This is a genomic window from Candidatus Kapaibacterium sp. (genome assembly GCA_023957315.1).
GTDB lineage: Bacteria > Bacteroidota > Ignavibacteria > Kapaibacteriales > UBA2268 > PGYU01.
The window spans coordinates 1-21,959 of sequence record JAMLHE010000011.1; the positions used below are offsets into that span (position 1 = coordinate 1).

Here is a 21,959-nt window from a genome sequence, read left to right on the forward strand (position 1 = left end):
TGAGTAATGACCCAGAAATTTATTCCCGTGTATTGATAATAGATTTGACAGCCGCATTGAGTAAGGTAAGGGCAAGCGGTGCAACAAGCAATGTTATCATCATTGGTGACGCCAAAACCAGAAATTCCGCCTATGTACGTGGCGCATCCGGTACAACTTTCTCCGATGTTTACATCGGCTACATCAAACGAGATGATGAGCATTTTACAACTTCATGGCAAATAACTGGTTCAGCTAATCCATATGGGAAAGAATCTTTAACGAGATGTCAAATACATACAATGACAATAGACCAAAGGTCAAGTGTGTTGTGCATAAATCCACTGAATTATTCTGTTACTTGGGATATAGATACTGAATATGGAGTATTACTAAATGAAGAAAAACATGGTTTTGTTGATTTATATTTAATGAATACCATTAAGGGAAATCCAAATTTTTCGAGTGTAACGGCATTTGTCGAACCGACACGTATAACAACTACAGGTGGTAAACCAATTTGCGTTGACGTAGTAATTGGTACTGACACATATTATACCATGCCACACGAGGCTCATGCACACAGCATGAAAGTAATGGTTCCTCAAGGAACTCCTCCGAATACTTATGAAATACCTCATGCTACGGATTTCGTGGCGAATCAAATAATGTTGAACGTAGCAAGTTTTGCAGACTCAAAAGAATATATAGATGATTATAGTATAGATAGACCTTTAGGTGGTGGAATTATATTCAAAGTTGATTGGAGCATTGGCGGAACAAGCAATGCAACCGTAACTCAAGAGCAATATTGGGGATATGGAGATGATAGGAGCAGACCCGATGAAAAGGAACTTCCATAGCCTTCATGAATTTGCCTCACCAACTCGCTTTTACCCCTTTCACAAACAAATAGCACAATTTGTAGTTGTCTGGTATGTGTTACACCTGACGGTAAAAACATCTGCTGTACTTGTGTTATAGATAAATAACCACTTCGTGGTAAAAAAAGGCAAAAAACGATAAAGCGTTTTATTCCTTTTTCTTAATCCCATAAATCATACAAATCATAGTTCAGACAGGAATAAAAAAAAGCAAGGAATTTATATCCCTTGCTTAATTAATATTATTTTATCACGTCTGTTGTAACAACCGGCGTGAAGATTTATCTCACTACATTCAAAGCTTTAGTTAAAGTGTAACCATTGAAATTTAAAGTGCAATAATAAGTGCCAGTTGGTAAATTTGCAGCCGAAAAATTAGCTTGCCATAACCCTTTTTCAGTGAATTGATTGCGTACATTTAAAATCTTTTGTCCCAATGAGTTGTAAATATCCATCGTAACTAATCCCGAATGGTCTAATTGGTAATTAATATAGCCCTCATCATCAATCGGATTAGGAGATACACTAAGTATTCTAAAGTTATAATTCTCTTCGTTCACACTCGAAACATTGCAAACGCCTTCGGGTCTTTGAAGTGCGGGATTTCCTATTGTCTCCGGGTTCATAGCATCGTATGATGCAACCAGAATATGATTACGAATTGAGGTTGTAACTACATAATTCTGAATGAAGTAAGGGTAATTATACCTTGGGTCTGAAGGATTTGTGAATTTTACTGTTATATTTTCTAAAATCGGAATATTATTCAAACTTGGAATTATAGTCGGTATATAAGTACATTTATTAAACCAAATATCATCAGTTAAATTCTGTGGAGCAGACCATTGTGTACCGTTTACGGGTCTGTAGGAAATAAAAATATCCGTAGATAATATTGAATCTAATATTCCGGAGCCAATGATTGACACAGGTGGTTCTAAGCAGACAAGCTCATCCCGAAAGTCAATCCACTTTGCTACCAAATATTGTCCGTCGGCAGTCATGGATAATTGTAGTTCGTGTTGGCGAGAATTTTCCATGATAACATCTTGCTCTATTGACGCACTTGTATCTTGAATTACATAAGGAATTCTCCCCTTAAAGGTCGAAACTTGTCTCAATCCCCATTGCCCGTCTTTTCTGAATGCTTCTACTATATATGCATTACTCGATTCTGTTGAAGCCCAACTAATTATTCTATAAATAAAGCTATATTCATCTTCTGCAACTACTTTAAAGCCATTAGAACTATAAGGATAATTCCCCGGCATAGGTACACCGATGCTTGTGCTGCCACCTGTAAAAGTAATGAAATCTTCTAATATTGACTTAGACATTTTGTTAAATTCACCATAAGTTTTACCATTATCAACTGATTTTGCTACACCTACAACTCTGTCTCTTCCGTCCTCTTCGTATGGGAGAAAATAATTATTTACGGCTGTATAGACATTTCCTGTCGGGTCAACGTCAATTTCAATTTGTCCCTGGTAAGATGAAGTCATTGCTGCACTGGGTCTGAATTTGTCATGTCTAAATTGTTCAGGAATTGACGAGCCTACATCAGAGTCATCTATATTAATAAAGCCAACTCCATACGAGCCGTATTGGGAGAACTCATTAACCGGCGATAATATACCCGCTGTATAAACCCAATTACCGTTTTCACGTTCAGATGGGACGTTGTTGGTCATTGTCCATCTCTGCTGATTACCAGGGTTTTCAGATAAAGGTCCAATTTCATCGTATTCGAGATAATTCCAATTATTTCCCTCAAAAATTAGGTATTTACAACCATATAGCCCAAGTACAGGTACACCGTTTACCCAATTCGTAGTAAAATATCGGTTATTAATTACATAGAGAAAATCAGCCGGGTCTGTTGAATTATTTGGGTTTAATACTGCAACTGAAGGATTAGTAGGAATTTCTCCCCATTTGCGATAAATTTCGTGTTTCTGCCAATTCTCTCCTCCATCTTGCGAAGTATAGAGATATAAAAAGCCCGTGAAATCTGCTGTATCCGACCCTTCAGGCAATCTTGCGCGGCTGGATTGGGCAAGTATCAACGTACCGGATTTCGGCTCGTAAACGAATGGATTCACTCCGGGAAAAAATGTGTTCGAAAATAAATTGAAAGCAATATCCAATTCTTTGTATTTGCCCATCAACAGAGGCGATATATCCTTATCATAGCCTAAGTAGGGCGAGCTCTCGCTAATTATTGATTCAATCTCATGATTGGGCATTGGTGCAGGTATTGATTCATTCAAGACTTTGCCCTGAGAAACAACAATTACGGGGAAAAACATGAACACAAAAAGTTTGTAAATATAACTTGTCATAACTACTCCTTAAATTTATGAACAAATACTTTCTGATAATTTCAAATCAGATGAAAGTTAAATTAAGTATTTTGTGCTAATCTGCAAAATAAATTTGGCTTTTTTTTCTGCAAATCAAACAAAATATTTGCCATATGTATAGAAATTTCTATAATTATATTATGAATCCGGCAAATCTATCATATTGGGTTCAATTTTGATTCCTTTTCAATCGCAATAAAGTCCTAACGTTAATACATCTATTCACCTCAATTCAGGCATATTTTTATCTCATTTTGGGAAAAATTCATATTTTGCATAAAAAATCCTCTAAAAACAAGTAAAAAAAGCTAAAAAATCTGTTAAAGTGTGCTTATATCATTGCTATTTCAAGTATATTTTTATTTTTGTAATTAACATCAACTAATTTGAGAAAAAAATGACCTTAGTGAAATTCTCGCTGATAATGATTGCATTTCAATTGTTAAGTATTTGTGCCACTTTTGCAAACGATACAACTAAATCCAAGTACGGAGTATATGGCGGAATCAACCCAAATTTCCATTCCGCTCAATTCACAAATTTGCCGGGCATCCCCAATTGTTGCCCACGCTTTGAATCAGGCTCAGGGCTTGGATACAACTTTGGTGTGCTCTACGAGCACCGCCTTGGCAAAGAATTCAGCTTGGGTGTGAGATTGGGACTGCATTCCCTTAGCGGTACTCTGTCAGCAGAGGAGGAAACCACTGTTATCACGCCAACAGGTCCATTAAACGGTATGTTTGAGCATACTGTAGAAAGTGGTTTCATGAATGTTGGTTTAGAGCCGGCGCTAATTTATTCACCGACACCAAGATTCAATATCAGCTTAGGTATGAGAGTCGGACAAAATCTGACTTATACTTTCAATCAAGTTGAAACAATCATTCAGCCTGAAGGTGTGGGTACTTTTATGGATGAAGACGGTAACGACACCAGAAAACGGACCCGAAACGAATTTGAAGGTGATTTGCCCGATGCAAACACTTTTCAGATGGCTTTGTTTTCCGGGCTAAGTTACGAAATGCCACTAAATACGGACAACACCATGCGAATAGTCCCCGAGTTGTTTTATTATTTCGGGCTATCCGATATGGTCAAGGAAACCGATTGGACAGTAAATAGCCTGAGATTGTCTGTGGCAATAAAATATGTGCCACTCCCGAAAACTGTCAAACCTGAAGTCTTCAAAAAAGAATTCAAAATTGATTCTGTCAGAATTGAATCCGATTTGATAACTGCCGTAACTTATAAGCGTGGTATCGAAAATATTGAAAATCACAGAAGTGAAACGGATATTGAAATTATACATACGGAAATCATATCACGAGTGGATACGATTTTGATACCCAAAACTTATGCTTTAAGCGGTGCAATCGAAGCCGTAGGCGTGGATAATGCCGGAAATGAAATCCCCAATCCGCTCTTCAGAATCGAAGAATTTATTTCAAATAGGCTCGACCCACTGCTCAACTATGTCTTCTTCGAAGATAATTCGCATACTTTGCCTGCTCGGTACAAATCAATAAGTAAAGATGCTGCCAGACAATTCGATTTGACTGACCTATTCAGAGATTCGACACTGCAAATTTATCATAATATACTCAATATTGTTGGAGAAAGATTGAACATGTATCCGGCTGCAAATGTGGTATTAATAGGATGCAATTCTGATATGGGTGCAGAAAGCAAAAACCTTGAACTATCGCGAAATCGCGCTGAAACTGTCAGAGATTATCTTGTAAATGTGTGGAATATAAATCCGCAACGATTCAAAATTGAGGCTAAAAATTTACCCGATAAAGCATCTACACCCAAGACTGAAGCGGACAAAATAGCTGAAAATCGAAGAGTAGAAATTTATAGCAACGACTTCAGAATTTTGGAACCAATTTTTATCGAAAAAATTGACCGTTCCTCCAATCCTCCAATTGTCAGATTCAAACTAAAGGGGCAATCTGACGCCGGTTTGAAATCATGGGAATTGAAAGCATATCAAAGTAGCGACGATGAGAGTATTTTCACAAAATCCGGCGATAGGAATTTGGTCGAAAGCATTGATTGGGAATTGGCTCAGTTCCAAAAGCTCATCCCCAAATCACCGGAACCGCTGATATACTCGCTAAATTTGGTTGATAACCATGGCAACGTTAAGTCTATAGACAACAAAACTAAAGAAATAGAAGTGATGACCGTTCAGCACAAACGCACCGAACAAATCGGCGATTATGAAATCGAGCAATTCAGCTTAATTTTGTTCGATTTTGACAAACACGTGATTGCGGATAATGACAAAACGATTATCGAATTCATCCGAAGCAGGCTGAAAAAAGAATCAGAATTGGAAATTTTGGGCTATACAGACAGAACCGGAATCGCCGACCACAACAAAAAGCTTTCCGAACGACGTGCCGAAGCGACAAGAACTGCACTGCAACGCCCGGATGCCAAAGTAGTGGGCTTCGGCGGCGACAAATTGCTCTATAACAATGAATTACCCGAAGGACGCTTCTATTGCAGAACCGTAAACATTATAGTGAAAACAAAAGTAAAATAATCAATCTGAAGGATGCTCGGCGAATTGCTATCCATCTGTTATTTGGAGAAATAAAATGAAACACCCCATCAATAAACAAAGCCTTTTCGCTGTGGCGCTACTTTTTTTAGCGTTATATGTAAATCAAGCAAACGGGCAAAGTCTGTCATTATTTGACCTTGACATTTCCAATTTTCCGACTATTAAAGCAAAATTTTATGCTTTAGACGCGGAAGGCAATCAGATTTTAAATCTCTCTCCTTTGGATTTTGAATTATTAGAAAATGGAGTGAAGCGAAATATTACAAAAGTTACTTGTCCCACACCGGCACCACCAGTTGCAATTTCGAGCGTATTGACTGTTGATGTGAGCGGCTCTATGAGTGGCAGAGTAATTGCTAATGCCAAAGCAGCTTGCACGGCTTGGATTCAAGGGCTTCCTTTGGGGAAATCAGAATGTGCCATTACAGCTTTTGATGATAAAAATTTTATAGTTCAGGATTTTACAACAGATAAAAGTAAATTGCTCGAAGAGCTTGAAAAATTAAATGCATATGGCGGAACTGACTACGATATGGCATTATTGAATCCTATGGCAGGGGGATTGCTTATTGCTCAAAAAGCTAAGTTTAAACGAGTTCTTATCATTATAACCGATGGCATGCCAAACCATGAACCAAAGACTGACATGATTATTCAAGAGGCAAAATCGCTGGGGGTTATTGTTTATGGAGTTACGCTTAATATGCCTTGCCCTCCAAGTATAAAAAAAATTGCAACACAGACAGGTGGGCTATGGTTTGAAAACATCACAACAACAGAGCAGGCTGAAGAAGTTTATAGAAAAATAATGCAAGTAGCTCAAGGTGCAGACCCTTGTGAAATTGAATGGGAAAGCGAAGTACCTTGTATTGGAGGACTAACAAATTTAGAATTAGAAATTAAAAGTTCTGGTACAAAAGCCACGACAAGCTACCAAAGTCACATTTCATCAGTAGCAAAATTAGAATTTAATCCTGCAACAGTGAAATTTCTAAATCCTAAAATTGGCATTAAAGTTGAAAAAACAGTAACTGTTACAGCAATGAATAAAAATTTCACAGTAACGAATATAACGAGCAATAATAAAGCATTTATGATTGAGCCGACTAATTTTGTATTGAAAATAGGTGAAAGTCGTGAGCTCGTCGTAAGTTATACTCCCACAGACAGCAGCTACAACTTCTGTAAGTTTGTGATTGAAAGTGAACCCTGTCCTACGGAATATTATGCAAGTGGTGGATATAAAGGTAAAAAACCAACAATTCAAACATTAAAACTGACTCACCCAAACGGTGGCGAAACATTCGTTGTCGGTAGCGATACAATAATCACTTGGGAAGGAATTCCGCCTTCAGACAAAGTGCTGTTAGAATACAGTACAGATAACGGTCAAAATTGGCAAACTATTACTCATAATGCAAGTGAATTAAATTTCAAATGGACCAATATTCCACGTCCTTTAAGTAGCCAATGTCTGGTTAGGGTCAGCCAAGGAGATGGCATTTTAAATAGCCCAGCTCCACAAATCGAGTGGCAAAAGGCTTATGGTGGAAGTAATCATGAAAGAGCATATTCTATCCAACTGACAAGTGATGGTGGATTTATTGTAACCGGTTACTCTGAATCAAACAATGGCGATATTACAGAAAACAAGGGTGCTAGTGACTTTTGGGTATTAAAATTAAAATTTGATGGTAGTATCGAATGGCAAAAGACATATGGTGGAATTAAAGATGATGCCGCATATTCTATTCAAGAAACAAGTGATGGAGGATATATTGTTGTTGGATTTACTAGGTCACGTGACGGAGATGTAACTGTTAACAAAAGTTATATTGACTATAATGACTTATGGGTGTTGAAATTAACGTATGATGGAGTACTCGAATGGCAAAAGACATATGGAGGAAATTGGTTTGACTCTGGAGAATCAATTCAACAAACGGAAGATGGTGGTTATATTGTTGTAGGACATACTCAATCAACCAACGGTGATGTTACAGAGAACAAGGGTGGTTATGATGTATGGGTACTCAAATTAGATCTAAATGGAAGTATAGAATGGCAAAAAAATTACGGAGGGACTTCACATGATAAAGCTTATTCCATCATAGAAACTAGAGATGGTAGCTATATAGTAACAGGTTATACTGAATCAAACGATTATGATATTACTTATCACAAAGGGGGACAAGACGCATGGGTATTAAAATTAAATATTGATGGAAGTATCGCATGGCAGAATACGTACGGAGGATTTTTAAACGATATATTTTATTCTATTATAGAAACCGATGATAATGGTTTTATTGTCGCAGGTACAACAGAATTAAGAAATAGCGATATCACCGTGAATAAGGGGGTTTCTGATGCATTGATAATAAAATTAAAATTTGATGGAAGTCTCGAATGGCAAAAGACTGTTGGAGGGAGTTTTAACGATTTTGCTTATTCCATTATAGAATCCGCTGATAGTGGTTTTATTGTCGTAGGTGGAACAGAATCAAGGGATGGCGATGTTACTGAGAATAAGGGTAGTTCAGATGCATGGATTTTTAAATTAAGTGACGATGGAAGCTTAGAATGGCAAAAGACATTTGGAGGAAGTAAAATTGATATAGCTTATTCAGTTCAAGAAACGAGCGGTGGTGGTTTTATTATTGCTGGGTGGACAGATTCAAATGATAAAGATGTTACAGTTAATTTGGGTGCTTTTGACTTTTGGGTGGTAAAACTTTTCTGGCCTACTATATTGCAATCTGATGTTTCCGATGCAGTATTTTCTATTGTTGAGCCAAAAGCTGCATCGAGAGATATCGATATGCTCCAAGTTTTGGTGGGTTCCTTGAAGGATTCCGTTGTAAGCGAATTTATTATGAATACAGGCTCTTGGAAATTCAGAGTGAATTCAATCTATATCCAAGGTGCGGATGCATCAGCATTCTCGCTTGTCTCGGGATTCCCTAAATATACGATTGAAAGTAACCAAAGCCATCATGCCGAGTTTAGATTCATTCCCAATAGAGTTGGTCTTCATTCAGCTGAAATCGTAATCGTTACTCAAGCTGAGACAATTATTCAAAATATAATCGGCGAAGGAGTAGAGCCAAAACTTCAAATAGTCAATTCATTAATAGATTTCGGAACTATTTATGTTGGGGAAATGATTGATACATTGCAAGCAGTAACTGTCAAAAATATTGGCAATGCACCCTTTGAAATATTAGACACTAAGCATAATTACCCTAATGATGTTGATTTTTCAACACTTGCAGGTGGTGGCAATTTCATACTTCAACCCGGAGAAGAAGCCTTGATGGATTTAAGATTTTCGGCAAATTCGCCCGGCAGAACAAGCGGAACGCTGGAATTTCATTACGAGGGTGTTGGCAGTCCTGCTGTGGTGCAACTATTCGGCGAAGGTATTATAGATAGTGATTCCTCAGCAATCACACTCGAAGTATTAGATGCCGAAGGATACGCCTCAGATGCAGTAAAAGTCTATATTGTGGTCACAGATAGCTACTTGATGCAAATTTCTCGCACCGAAAGTTTCAGCTTAGAATTAAATTTCAACCCAAGTTTGCTCTATCCGCTTGATTTCACAATGGATTACATTGACGAGCGAAATGCAAAAATCAAAATTGAAGATTTGCCTGTTGATGTAGAAACCGGTGATACTCTTGCAACAATATGGTTCAGAGCAGGACTTGGGAATGCCGAAATTAGCAAACTTGATTTGACAAACATCGAAGCAATTGGTGGCAACACCACAATTACACACAAAGACGGCACTTTCAAACTGCTCGGAATATGCTACGAAGGCGGCACACGGCTATTCAATGCAAACAGCAAAGCCGGAATCGCAAGTGTAAATCCCAATCCCGCTGAGAACATACTCGAAGTTGATTTGCAATTAAATGAGGAAGGACAGACGGAACTATTGATTTACAATATTCAGGGCGAAAAGGTAAAAGAGCTTTTCAAACAATCAATAGCCACTCTTGGCGTACAAAAACTCAAAAGTGACATTTCGGATTTAAGCTCGGGACAGTATTATTTAGTATTGATAACGCCGACTTACATTGCAACAAAAAATTTAGTCATAATGAGATAAATAGGTGATTTATGAAAAACTCCATCAAAATTCAAAGCCTTTTCGCCGTGGCGCTACTATTTATATTGCTGTGGGGAAATCAAGCAAGCGGGCAAAGTCTGACTTTATTCGACATTGACACTTCCAACTTTCCAATCATCCGAGCTAAGTTCTATGCCTTCGATGCTGAAGGGAATCAGGTAACTAATCTATCAGCATCGGGTTTTGAATTATTGGAAAATGGGGTGAAGCGCAATGTAACAAAAGTCACTTGTCCGGCGCCGAAGCCACCAATTGCAATCTCAAGTGTATTGACAATTGATGTGAGTGGCTCTATGAAGGGGCAGAGGATTGAGAATGCTAAAGCCGCGAGCAGGGCTTGGGTTGAAGGACTTCAGTTGGGTAATTCTGAATGTGCTATTACATCGTTTAATTCCGGCAATAATTTTATTCAAGACTTCACTACAGATAGAAACAAGTTACTATATGCTATAGATGGATTAAGCGTCGGTGGTGGAACAAATTTCGATGCCGGATTCATAAATCCTGTTGCCGGAGCTTTACTTGCTGCCGAGAAAGGCAAACATAAAAGAGTTGTAGTTTTCCTCACGGATGGACATGCTAATGGCAATGAATCAGCTATTATTCAAAAAGCGAATTCAATAAATGCAACAGTTTATTGCGTGGCATTTGGTATGAAATGTCCTGAAATTTTGCGTAATATTGCGACACAAACCGGTGGACAGTGGTTTGAACAATTAATAAGCAAAGAGCAAACCGAAGAAATCTACCGAAGAATACTGCAAATCGAACAAAATAGCGAACCTTGCGAAATAGAATGGGTAAGTGAAAAATCCTGTTTAACAGCCGATATTAATGTCAAATTGAAATGGAATGGAATTAGTTCCACCTTAAATTATAAATCCCCGGATTTTACAAATGTGCAACTTGAATTAATACCATCTACGGTAAATTTCTTTTACCCGATTCCCGATATAAAAATAGATACAACTATAATAATTACTGCAAAAAACTCAGATTTTATAGTATCAAACATTGTAAGCGATAATCCGGCTTTTACGATTTCGCCTACAAATTTCGTCTTGAATGAAGGTGAAAGTAGAGAGTTGACAGTAAGTTACATACCTGTGGATAGTGGTTATGTTAAAGCTAAGTTTGTAATAGAAAGTGATTTTTGCTCATTTAATTATTATGCCAAGGGAGGTTGGCCCGGAATCCAACCAATGCGACGTACATTAAAATTAATCGAACCGAACGGTGGCGAATCTTTCGTAGTTGGCAGTGATACGGTGATTACGTGGGACGGAATCCCCGATTACGAACCGGTTAAAATTGAATATAGTACTGATAATGGCTTAAGTTGGATTGTCATTGAAGAAAATGCAAAAGGGTTGAGTTATAGATGGCAAGTACCTAAGACACCGAGCAACGACTGTTTAGCAAGAGTGACTGCTCGCGGTGCATCCAATTCTTTGTGCTATAATCCAAACATTAAAATTTGTGATCAGATATGGATGGGGTGTAATCTTGATGTAGAATTTTATAGGAATGGTGAACCAATTCGACACGCTGAAACGTATGATGATTGGATTGATGCCGGGAGAAAAAGAGAGGGTGCTTGGTGTTATTATGACAATGACCCGGCAAACGGCGAAATATATGGTAAATTATATAATTGGTATGCTGTTAACGACCCACGTGGTTTAGCTCCAATCGGATGGCGGGTTCCAATAGAATTAGAGTGGTCTGAAATGGCAGATTGCTTAGGCGGTGAAACTGTTGCCGGTGGTAAATTAAAAAGCGCCGGAACATTAGAAAATGGTGACGGATACTGGTTAAGTCCCAATACCGGTGCGACAAACAGTACCGGTTTTTACGCCCTACCTGCCGGTTATATAGATGGGCGCTTCAATAGTATTAATGAATTCACTATTTGGTGGATTGCAGCTCAAAATAATGATGATGAAGCTCCGAGTAGAGCTTTATCTCGTTCTGTTGCTTCAATGTATAGGGGTGTTCTTGTTCCAAAAAATATTGGATATTCTGTTAGGTGCGTTAAGGAATAAGAGACAATTTATGCTTGGTTTCAAGTCTCGCTTTAAAATGCTAATAAATTATAATAAGCAAGTTTCTGAATTTTTATTAAATTTTTATATGTTTCGATGGGTATTTTTATGATTGCTATAAGTAGAATTTTCATATTGATAATAATATTTTTGGGCATGTGTCCCAAACCGAGTATTTCACAAACACAATCTGATACTTCAAAGTCAGTATGGGCGATTGTAATGCCCGAAACTTTGGTAATAGATATTGATATGCTCCAAGTGTTGCTCGGTTCTGCGAAAGATTCTGTAGTCAGCGAATTTATTATGAATACAGGCTCTTGGAAATTCAGAGTGAATTCAATCTATATCCAAGGTGCGGATGCATCAGCATTCTCGCTTGTCTCGGGATTCCCTAAATATACGATTGAAAGTAACCAAAGCCATCATGCCGAGTTTAGATTCATTCCCAATAGAGTTGGTCTTCATTCAGCTGAAATCGTAATCGTTACTCAAGCTGAGACAATTATTCAAAATATAATCGGCGAAGGAGTAGAGCCAAAACTTCAAATAGTCAATTCATTAATAGATTTCGGAACTATTTATGTGGGAGATTTTGTTGATTCCATGCAAGCTGTAACTGTCAAAAATATTGGCAATGCGCCCTTTGAAATATTAGATACAAAACATAATTACCCTAATGATGTTGATTTTTCAACACTTGCAGGTGGTGGCAATTTCATACTTCAACCCGGAGAGCAAGCCTTGATGGATTTAAGATTTTCGGCAAATTCACCCGGCAGAACAAGCGGTACCTTGGAATTTCATTATGAAGGTGTAGGCAGCCCTGCTGTAGTCCAACTATTCGGCAAAGGGATAATTGATAATGATTCCTCCGCAATCACACTCAATGTATTAGACGCCAAAGGATATGCCTCAGATGGCGTGAAAGTCTATATTGTTGTCACAGACAGTTACTTAATGCAACTTTCCAGAACTGAAAGTTTCAGCTTAGAGCTCAATTTTAATCCGAGTATGCTCTATCCGCTTGATTATACGATGGATTACATTGACGAGCGTAATGCAAAAATCAAAATTGAAGATTTACCGACTGATGTTAAAACAGGTGATACACTTGCCACTGTCTGGTTCAGAGCAGGACTTGGAAATGCCGAAATCAGCAAACTTGAACTAACAAATATTGAAGCAATTGGCGGAAACACAACTATTTCTCACGAAGACGGTACATTCAAACTTCTCGGCATCTGCTACGAAGGCGGCACACGGCTATTCAACGCAAACAGCAAAGCCGGAATCGCTAGTGTTAACCCCAATCCGGCGGAGAACTCAATTCAAATTAATGTCTCATTCTCCGAGGGTGGTCAAACCGAAATTTTACTCTATAATCTCAAGGGGGAAATCGTCCGAACTATCTTTAATGCTGATATACGAGATGAGAAGTCAATTAGTTTAGACGCAGATATGACAGATTTGGCAAACGGGAGTTATACTTTGATTTTCAAATCGCCAACAATTTTGCAAAAAACTCAGCTTCTAATCGTAAAATGAGATTATAAATTATTAACCCTAAAATGATATTTATCATCACGCTACTCCAACCAAGAGTAGCTTTTTTTTGAATTCAATATAAACTCATAGTATTTTGAAATTAATTTTTTAATATCAAACTTTCTGTTTATATTTGTTTAATCATTCTGAGAAAAAATATGAGCGATATTGAAAACGGAGAAAAACCGTTAATTTTGATTATTGATGATAGCAAAGAAAATCTTCATTTCCTTTGTGACATTTTTGTAGAATATCGCAAATCTGTTACTGTTAGCGGAATTGAAGGCATTAAATTGGCAAGCAGCCTCAAACCTGATTTGATATTGCTTGATATTCTTATGCCTGAAATCAATGGATTCGATGTCTGTAGGGCAATCAAAGAAAACCCTGATAATATTGATATTCCAATAATATTCCTGTCCGGAAAAACAAAATTGGAGGACATTGTAAAAGGGCTAAAGCTCGGAGCAGTTGATTATGTTACTAAACCTTTTGAGCAAGAAGAACTTAAAGTTCGCGTTAAGACCAATCTCGAACTCAAAGCCTCTAAAGATATGATAAAGCGGCAAAGCAAAAAATTAGCTCAGTTGAACGATGATTTAAGGCATTTCTTGGCGATTGCCACCCACGATTTAAAAAACTCACTTTTAGTAATCCAAGGTTTCACCAAACTCCTAATTGAACGTTACCAAAAGTTTTCTGATGTCGAAAAAATGGATTTACTTTCGGATATTGCCGTAACCGGCGAGACGATGTATAAAATAATTATGAATTTGAGTTATGTCACTCGATTAGAAGAAGGCAAAGTCCAACCATATTTTACTGAATTTGATATCAATTATTTATTAGACGATTCAATTAATTATTTTAAAGAAATCGCTAAAGCAAAAAATATTAATATTAATTATATCAATAAAATTAAACAACTTAGTGTTTACCAAGATTTATCGTTGATAAAAGAATGTATTGATAATTTACTATCAAATGCAATTAAATTTTCACCTATGCAATCCCAAATAACAGTTATTGCATACAGTGAATCAATCAACAAAAACATGAGACAAATGTTTGTTGTCGAAGTTGAAGACGAAGGACCCGGCATCAAGGAAGAAGAACAACCATTGTTATTCAAAAAATTCGCTCGCTTGTCATCTCAAGCAACTAATCACGAAATTACCACAGGTCTTGGGCTGGCGATTACAAAAATGATTGTAGAATTGCTGAATGGCGAAGTGAGTTATATATCCCAACATAGCAAAGGCTCAAAATTCGTGCTCAAATTTCCCGCCACTATGAAATAGCTTGCTGAAATCGTAGCTTTGTTTTTATTGATATTCAATCTCTTCGAGATTGCGAACTAAATTACTTTTATCACGTCCCCAAACCTCTACTTAAACAGTTTAAACGACAAATTGAATACGGTATCGCCAACCGGATTATTCGTGATCTCAATTTCTTGATACATTGGCTCCACCTTGCATTCGAGTCTATCCAAAGAGTATTTTGCGGGATACACTCTATATTTACCGGGAGCTAATCCATTACCAAAATACGACCCATCGCCAAATACAGTTGATTTAGTGAGGTACTTATTATCAATGCCCTCGATAAATACATGAAAATCAGAGATTTCACCTTTAAGTATTTCATTGTCGAAAATAATCTTGCCTTCAATCATTCCTGCATTCTCAGGAGCATCCTTATTAAAACCCTTCAAAAAGTTATCGTAATCAGTTGCTTCAATGATTTCTCTCGAATGAGCCAATGTTGTTTGTTCATATTCATTTGAAGCAAGCGCTCCGGACATAGCCAAAGCACCGCCACCACTATTTTCAAAATCCTTAAGCTTATCCAGCTGCATTGCAATCATATCTTGACGTTGCTTTTGCCAAAGGTCCATAGAATCAGCGTCGAACAAAACAAAATTGAGGTTAGAAATAAAATCCCCATACTCCGATGGCTTAACCTCAAATTCGATAATCTTAGGCACAGACTTACACTTCAAAATCGCCAATTGCATAGAATCCACTTGAGCGGTGTATTTGCCGACGGGCAATCCGTCAAAAAAATAGGAACCATCAGAAAAACCGAGTACGTTTGAATTATAATTGTTCTCATAGCCTTTTATATGAAGTCTGATACCGCCTTGACCGCGTAATCCTGTTTCAAATTGTCTTTTAACGTAACCTTCGATTACACCACCAGGTTGACAAGCAATATCAATTGATTTATATGTGTATGGTTTAGAAATAAAGGCAAACTCATCTATCATTGGTATCAATGAATTGCTGGGTAATGATTCAGTTTTAATCCTTATGTTATATTTAGTTCCGGGCATTAGATTTGTCACTACATAATAATCCCCCAATCTTGTTTTCTTTGCTAAAGCATCTAATAAAACAAAATCAGCATCGGGAATTAATTCTTCATCGTCATCTAATATTCCGTTATAATTTCGGTCAACGAAAAATTTGACAGCAATGGAACTTTTACCATGCATTGATGATGAACCCATCGAGTTAATAAAAGCAAATCTTAAGTTTTGCGAATCAAATTCAAGTGAACCGCTAACATCAGTTGTGAAAATCGGGTCTCTTCCGTTAAACATATCAGCAGATGAATTGCTTCTTAACGATTGTGTATTTAGATTTAAACCAATCCTGAACGATGAACTCTTATTGCTTGGGTAATATATATAATTGCTATTAAAAGACAGATTTCGCATGATTTGCATTTGAAATCCACCTGAGACTGATGTTATGTTTAATGTCGTCGGGTCTAAATATGCAGATGCGTTCATTGAAACTCTGTTTAAGAAGTCAAGCATTTTTGGCATTCTGTTTAATGAGTATGTTGTGCTTACCGTCATATTCTGAGAGATATTGTCAATTATCATTGCCCTGTCTCTTAAAGTCAAGTTGTGTCGAATCGAGAAATTGAGAGATAGGAAGAAGAAATTCAAAGTTGAATATAAATTATTCGAGTTCCAATCTGTATATTCATCCCTCGAACCGTAAAATGAAAACGAAAGAGGTATTTTGCCAATCCTATTTAACGAAGCTACAAAATTAATTGAGCTTAACTGATTTGTATTCAGAGAATTTCTATCAAAATAAGTATAGTATATTTCGAAATTTCCAATTTTGTTGCTTGGTAGCTTTATACCTGCTTCATATATTCCACGATTAGTGGCTGATAAATTGAGTAAGGTATTGTTGAATAGATTAATTGCTGTCTGATTGATTACATAAAAGTCATTAGAAGTTTCTTCCTTTATTGCGGTGAATGATGTTGACAGCCATGAGAAGATACCTGTGTTTAATGTGCCTTCGAGCAATTTTATGCCGGTGTTATCATCTTCACCTGCTGATAGTGAGTATTTGAGTTCACCCGGCACCAATATTTGATTCGGGATATTTAAAATTCGTTCCTCAGTTACAAATTCACCTTTTGTACCGTAAATCTTTACATTAATATTAGTCATTCCGTAGGTTAATGGGATTTCGAAACGATAGTATCCGTTCATATCTGCTTTCTTCACGTCATACAACTGGTCAGCTAAATAAAGCTCGACAGTCCAGTTTGGCTCGATTACATCTTCGATTATATAATCTGTGAATACATTTGGCATTTTATAATTTTCGTTTGTTAACTGAATCCCGCGTAAATTATAAAATGGACGTCTGAAGCCCCTACTGCCTGAAGTTCTGATTGACATGTTTTGCACGTTACCCACTGAAATTGATTGGAGCCAATCTGAATTTACTAAATATCGCCATCTGAATCGGTCTTGATAGCTAATTTTGTCAGAAAAATATCGCCCAAAGATATTGTATTGAAACTCCCCGTTTAGTAATTCAAGACCAAGGTTACTGTTAAAATTATAACTTTGGAAATTTGCCGATTGCGAGGTCCCTAAACTATAATCTAAAACTCCGCCATTCAATAGAGTGAACGAGCTTGATGATAATAAAGGGAAATTATATTCTTCTTTGCTTTTCGTTGTAAACGAATCCATAGTTTGGTTGGTGCGAATTGTTCTTAGAAATGGCATTTCATATGGAGATTGGACAATGATTGACAAACTGTTAAACATTACTCTGAATTGAAGTTTGAAAATATCGGCAAAAATATCTGTTCTGACAAATATTTGCAAATCTGTAGCAAACCATAAATCATCACTTAGGCTGTATTTATCGCCTGATATATCTATGATTTCTTTGGAAATAAAATCAATAGAAAAGGAGCTATCAGAGTTATTGACGTAACCTTGAAATCGTCGATTGTCTTTAACGGTATAAAATATTTTGAAAAAGGATAGGACGTCTTCGAAAGGTAAAAATATACTGTCATTTTGCATAAATACAATGAATTCGGACGAGTATCTATTATGTACTAACCCGAAGATAGCCTCCTCCCTTGATTCTTCAGCACCGGATAGGTGATTTGACAGAATAAAAAAGGGCAGAAGTAATAATAAATATCTGCCCGATAATTTCATCAGATGCCATCAACATCAACTATGAATGTCTCTTTGAGTGGATTGAATGGTACTTTGAAATCACTTGGAACATCTTTATGCTCGTTTGACATTGACAACTCTACTTTGTAGCGACCATTTGCAAATAATCTTTTGTCAAATTTGAACGAACGAGTTGCGGTAAAATAATATGGAGTCATTTCCTTACTTTCGGCTATTAATTTACCTGCCATATCATAGACTCTCATTTCCGATGTGCCTAAGAATGGGGCATTACCTTCTTTATTTATTTGCACCATTATATTTACTTTTGCTGAATCAGCATATGTGCCTACAGGTTTAACATTAACATTGCAGAAGGATTTCCCTTTCTCGACTATTAATGCTGAAATTAGAGTAAAATGAATGTCAATCTTTGCAGTGATAGTCTCGGTATAGCTTGTATCAATTTCTTCAGGCGGATTCTTTGAAAGCACGTGAATTCTCCCGAAGTAAGTACCATCGGGTATATCACCCATATTGCCTAACATAAACTTTACAACTTGTTCCTCGTTGGCTTTTAAAAGTAATCTTTTAGGAAATACCCTAACATAAGGGACTGCTGACCACTGTGCCTCGGGTATTGTATCTCCATATACGAGAGAGTAGTTTCCGAGTGAATCATAATCGGGATATCCGAATTGTAAATCAATTATTATTTCCTTCGTTTCATTAGTCATGTTGAGAACTTTCAGATTACTTGCCCGATTTTTCTGATTCAGAAAAACTGCCTGGGGGTATATACCTACTTGTGCAGACAAATCACTAAACACGAGTAAAAGTGTTATTACGCAAATTAAAGTAAAGCTTTTCATATAAATAACTCCTGACAAAATATATAAAAATTTGGATAATTACATTTTTAAAATCAGTTACAAATCCGCATATTCCACAGCTATTTTGGGTGATATTTCATATTTTCCGGATAGTGCGAATTTCTTGACTTCAACTGATTTTATTTTGATTTTTACTAAAAATAAATCTTGCTCGCTCCTGAATACTCCAATGTCATCAAACTTAAATTCGAGCCCCGTATAAGGACCAACTTTCCATTCCGCATCAATTATCACCATGTCGTTTCCGATTTCATTAATCTTGGTGATTCGGATTAGTCTATTCTGCTTGCATTTGATTACAAATGTTATTACTTGCTCTTCGTAATCAAAATGTTTTTTTGTGCCGACGGGTACATCGCCGATATTCAAATCTAAAGAAGTATAGATTTCAATAGTATTTTCCTCTTCCTCAAAGCTAAAACTAACATATCCCGTGGCGAAATATGTCAGAATAATAAAAATTAATATGTCTTTTATTTTTTTCATTTGATTAAAAATGCACCCATATTTCTATGGGTGCATTATTTTCCTTACAATAGCTTATAGCCCATGGTAACAATACTCTATACCAAGCTCGTATTCAATGAGTCCGATATCTGCACCTGTTGCGTCAATTCCGTCAAGTCTGTAAAATACATCAAAGAATGAATCAACCGGATAATCGGGAATTTGGTATTGACCATTATTCCCTACGACAGGTTGACCATCAGGACCGTGCCATTGTCCGTTCAATGTGGGGAGATTGCCCACCGGATCAAAAGCATCTGGTCCCATGAAATTGATGTTTACTAACATTCCGGGTTCACCTCCAACTAAGAAATTCCATTCATTATCTTCTGTCAAAGTACGTGTCTGATTTTGTATAACTTCAATTTCCATGAAGCCAAACGGAGCAGTTACATTCAACGGCTGAATAACCTTAGTTGTCATGGAGCCTTCAGATGGTATAGGCGTATTATGCTCATCAGCAAATACATTTGCTGTCAACATCAAGAAAGCGACGAATAATAAAATCTTTTTCATGCCAACCCCATTATTAGATTATAGTCCGATGTAAGATCCACTTATTGTAGCGGTGAATGTCTTTGTTCCTACAGTTACATTAGTGTTTTCAGCATTAATCTTAGTTATTTCGACACCTATCCATCCTTCATAAGTTCCGACTGGATCACTTGGGTCTGTTTCAATCCAATACCAACCTGAAGCAGGATTAATTGGAGTACCTGTTAAATATCCGCTCCAATCTGGTTGAGTATCAAACCAGTACCATACGGCTGTAATTGCAACATTCCCTACTACATCATCGCATTGAATATTAACCTGTGCATGAATCTTAGGTTCTTTTTCCATTTTGAATAATTTCACCATTTCACCTGGGGAAAAAAGTCTTGATTGTCCCTTAATAACTTCAAAAGGAATGTTTTGATTGCCACCTGAAATATCAGTAAATAGCAATGGTCTGATAACTTTTGCTTTCAAGTTACCATTATCTAATACAGGAGCATTATGTGTTTGTGCTAAAAGCGTTCCGAAAGCTCCTAAAAAAATTGCAATTAAAATAATCTTTTTCATGATATTCTCCTAAATAAAATTAAAAAATAAGTTTCGGGAGTACTTTACTCCCTTAAAAACTATAAATTATGATATTGGGCATTTATGGTTTGAACGAAGACCTTTAATCCCGGTTCTGCACCATCGTGAGCCCAAACCCAGTGATAAATAATATGCAGATAGTACTTCCCTTCGGCACTTAAATTAACAATTTCTTTGCTGTCATTAAAATTTAGTAGAGGAATCCCGTTGAGTGGTTGACCAATTTGTGGTGTTTGAGTACCTCTGAAAGTAAAAAATATTTCTACATTATCTTTCATCGTCTCAGTTTCCAGACATATCTCGATATCCCTCGCGGATTCGCCCGTAAATGTAAAGATACTCCTTCTGTCCGAATCTTCGTCTCCGTTAGTGCCGAATTCATATTTCGAACCAACGGGAACTGTGGGCCAATTTAAAAAATCGCCATGCCAAGTAGGCGTCACAGACAAAGGAGTAATAACTAAGCAAGTCAAATTGCCTGATTCTAATACCGGAGTATTGAAGTCTATTCCTTGCGAGAGGAGCGTATTCCATCCGCATATCATTATTATCAATATTATTATGATGTTTTTCATATATTTACTCCGGTTAACAATGAACTTTTCAGCTCATGTGCCAATTATTTACAATCCTGCATATTTTGCTTCAACACCAATCGTAAATGTTTTCTCTCCGTTTGAAGTAGCACCAGTTGCATTTACACTGCTTGTTGTATATACAACCAAATGTTTGCCGTCTGTACCCAAAGTAGCATTTCCACCACCGGACCAGGTTCCATTAAGTACGACTCCGTCAACAACAGCCGGGTCATGTGTAGTGACTTCAACGCCATATAATGCCTCTCCTTCTAAGGTAAAGGTAGCAGATTTGACTATTGGTTTTTCAAAACCGGTAATGACAGCGCCTAAATCTACATCAGCCGGCGGTGTCCAAGTAAGTGGTAGAATTACTTTTACATCAAATTGTGCGTTTGCACTTACAGGAAGATTGTGTTGTGAGAAAGCGAAAGATGTTGCTAATATTGCAACTACGATGATTGCTAAAAACTTTTTCATGATAAAACCCTTTAAAAAATTTTGTAAAATGTTTATAATTCACAATATGCTTTGGGTTGTGCTTTGCAATGTAACCGGCCGTAATCACATTTCGAGGCACTTCCTTCGTCATTTTGTTTTCGTAAAATAAGGCGGAAAAATGTTCGTCTTTGTAAATGTTTTATTTCATGATAAGACACCCTTTGAGCCCGATGAAGTGGCCGCTTCGTCGGGTTCGCTTTTTTTTCCGCTGAGTTGATGTTTTCAAAGAACAATGTTACTGTTTTCATTTCTTAACGCTACTAAAATATAACGCTTTTTTTATGTGTGCAATACCAAGCATTTGGTATTTTTCCGAGTACGTGTTTTTACGTATAAGAGATTTCAAAAAACTTAAAGTATAATTATTTTAAATTCCGATTCAAATAAAAACTAAAAAAAT

General features: G+C 36.9%; 14 protein-coding genes. 6 read left to right on the top strand and 8 right to left on the bottom strand.

The window, feature by feature from the left end; translation table 11 throughout:
• On the top strand, window positions 1-842 hold an 842-nt coding region (locus tag M9949_11225; protein ID MCO5251973.1), incomplete at its 5' end, for a hypothetical protein.
• Window positions 843-1,144: 302 nt separating this feature from the next.
• Here M9949_11225 and M9949_11230 read toward each other — a convergent pair.
• Window positions 1,145-3,208 carry a T9SS type A sorting domain-containing protein gene (locus M9949_11230; protein ID MCO5251974.1) on the bottom strand — a complete coding sequence of 688 codons (2,064 nt, stop codon included), beginning with the start codon at window positions 3,206-3,208 and terminating at the stop codon, window positions 1,145-1,147.
• A gap of 418 nt (window positions 3,209-3,626) precedes the next feature.
• On the opposite strand from M9949_11230, the gene M9949_11235 reads away from it, so the two are divergent.
• From M9949_11235 to M9949_11255, 5 genes are all read left to right on the top strand, one after another.
• On the top strand, window positions 3,627-5,783 hold the full coding sequence (locus tag M9949_11235) for an OmpA family protein (protein ID MCO5251975.1): 2,157 nt from the start codon (window positions 3,627-3,629) through the stop codon (window positions 5,781-5,783).
• Window positions 5,784-5,838: 55 nt separating this feature from the next.
• The gene (locus M9949_11240) at window positions 5,839-9,921 is read left to right on the top strand and encodes a choice-of-anchor D domain-containing protein (protein MCO5251976.1); all 4,083 of its coding nucleotides are present in this window, start codon (window positions 5,839-5,841) and stop codon (window positions 9,919-9,921) included.
• Between the two features lie 11 nt (window positions 9,922-9,932).
• The gene (locus M9949_11245) at window positions 9,933-11,987 is read left to right on the top strand and encodes a VWA domain-containing protein (GenBank protein ID MCO5251977.1); all 2,055 of its coding nucleotides are present in this window, start codon (window positions 9,933-9,935) and stop codon (window positions 11,985-11,987) included.
• Between the two features lie 108 nt (window positions 11,988-12,095).
• Complete coding sequence (locus M9949_11250) at window positions 12,096-13,535, top strand: choice-of-anchor D domain-containing protein (protein ID MCO5251978.1); 1,440 nt, start codon at window positions 12,096-12,098, stop codon at window positions 13,533-13,535.
• Window positions 13,536-13,693: 158 nt separating this feature from the next.
• Window positions 13,694-14,836 carry a hybrid sensor histidine kinase/response regulator gene (locus M9949_11255; protein ID MCO5251979.1) on the top strand — a complete coding sequence of 381 codons (1,143 nt, stop codon included), beginning with the start codon at window positions 13,694-13,696 and terminating at the stop codon, window positions 14,834-14,836.
• A gap of 86 nt (window positions 14,837-14,922) precedes the next feature.
• On the opposite strand, the gene M9949_11260 is transcribed toward M9949_11255, so the two are convergent.
• Genes M9949_11260 through M9949_11290 form a run of 7 tightly spaced genes read right to left on the bottom strand, consistent with a single transcriptional unit; the run spans window position 14,923 to window position 21,538 of the window.
• Window positions 14,923-18,036: a hypothetical protein gene (locus tag M9949_11260; protein MCO5251980.1), complete on the bottom strand. Its 3,114-nt coding sequence runs from the start codon at window positions 18,034-18,036 to the stop codon at window positions 14,923-14,925.
• On the bottom strand, window positions 18,036-18,869 hold the full coding sequence (locus tag M9949_11265; GenBank protein MCO5251981.1) for a hypothetical protein: 834 nt from the start codon (window positions 18,867-18,869) through the stop codon (window positions 18,036-18,038). Before M9949_11265 ends, M9949_11260 begins: the two co-directional genes overlap by 1 nt.
• Before the next feature lie 57 nt (window positions 18,870-18,926).
• On the bottom strand, window positions 18,927-19,376 hold the full coding sequence (locus M9949_11270; protein ID MCO5251982.1) for a hypothetical protein: 450 nt from the start codon (window positions 19,374-19,376) through the stop codon (window positions 18,927-18,929).
• A 54-nt stretch (window positions 19,377-19,430) separates the two neighbouring features.
• The gene (locus M9949_11275) at window positions 19,431-19,913 is read right to left on the bottom strand and encodes a hypothetical protein (protein MCO5251983.1); all 483 of its coding nucleotides are present in this window, start codon (window positions 19,911-19,913) and stop codon (window positions 19,431-19,433) included.
• Window positions 19,914-19,931: 18 nt separating this feature from the next.
• Entirely contained in the window at window positions 19,932-20,462 is a 531-nt protein-coding gene (locus M9949_11280) for a hypothetical protein (GenBank protein ID MCO5251984.1), read from the bottom strand.
• Window positions 20,463-20,521: 59 nt separating this feature from the next.
• The gene (locus tag M9949_11285) at window positions 20,522-21,058 is read right to left on the bottom strand and encodes a hypothetical protein (protein ID MCO5251985.1); all 537 of its coding nucleotides are present in this window, start codon (window positions 21,056-21,058) and stop codon (window positions 20,522-20,524) included.
• 48 nt (window positions 21,059-21,106) lie between these two features.
• The gene (locus M9949_11290) at window positions 21,107-21,538 is read right to left on the bottom strand and encodes a hypothetical protein (protein ID MCO5251986.1); all 432 of its coding nucleotides are present in this window, start codon (window positions 21,536-21,538) and stop codon (window positions 21,107-21,109) included.
• Window positions 21,539-21,959 lie beyond the last annotated feature (421 nt).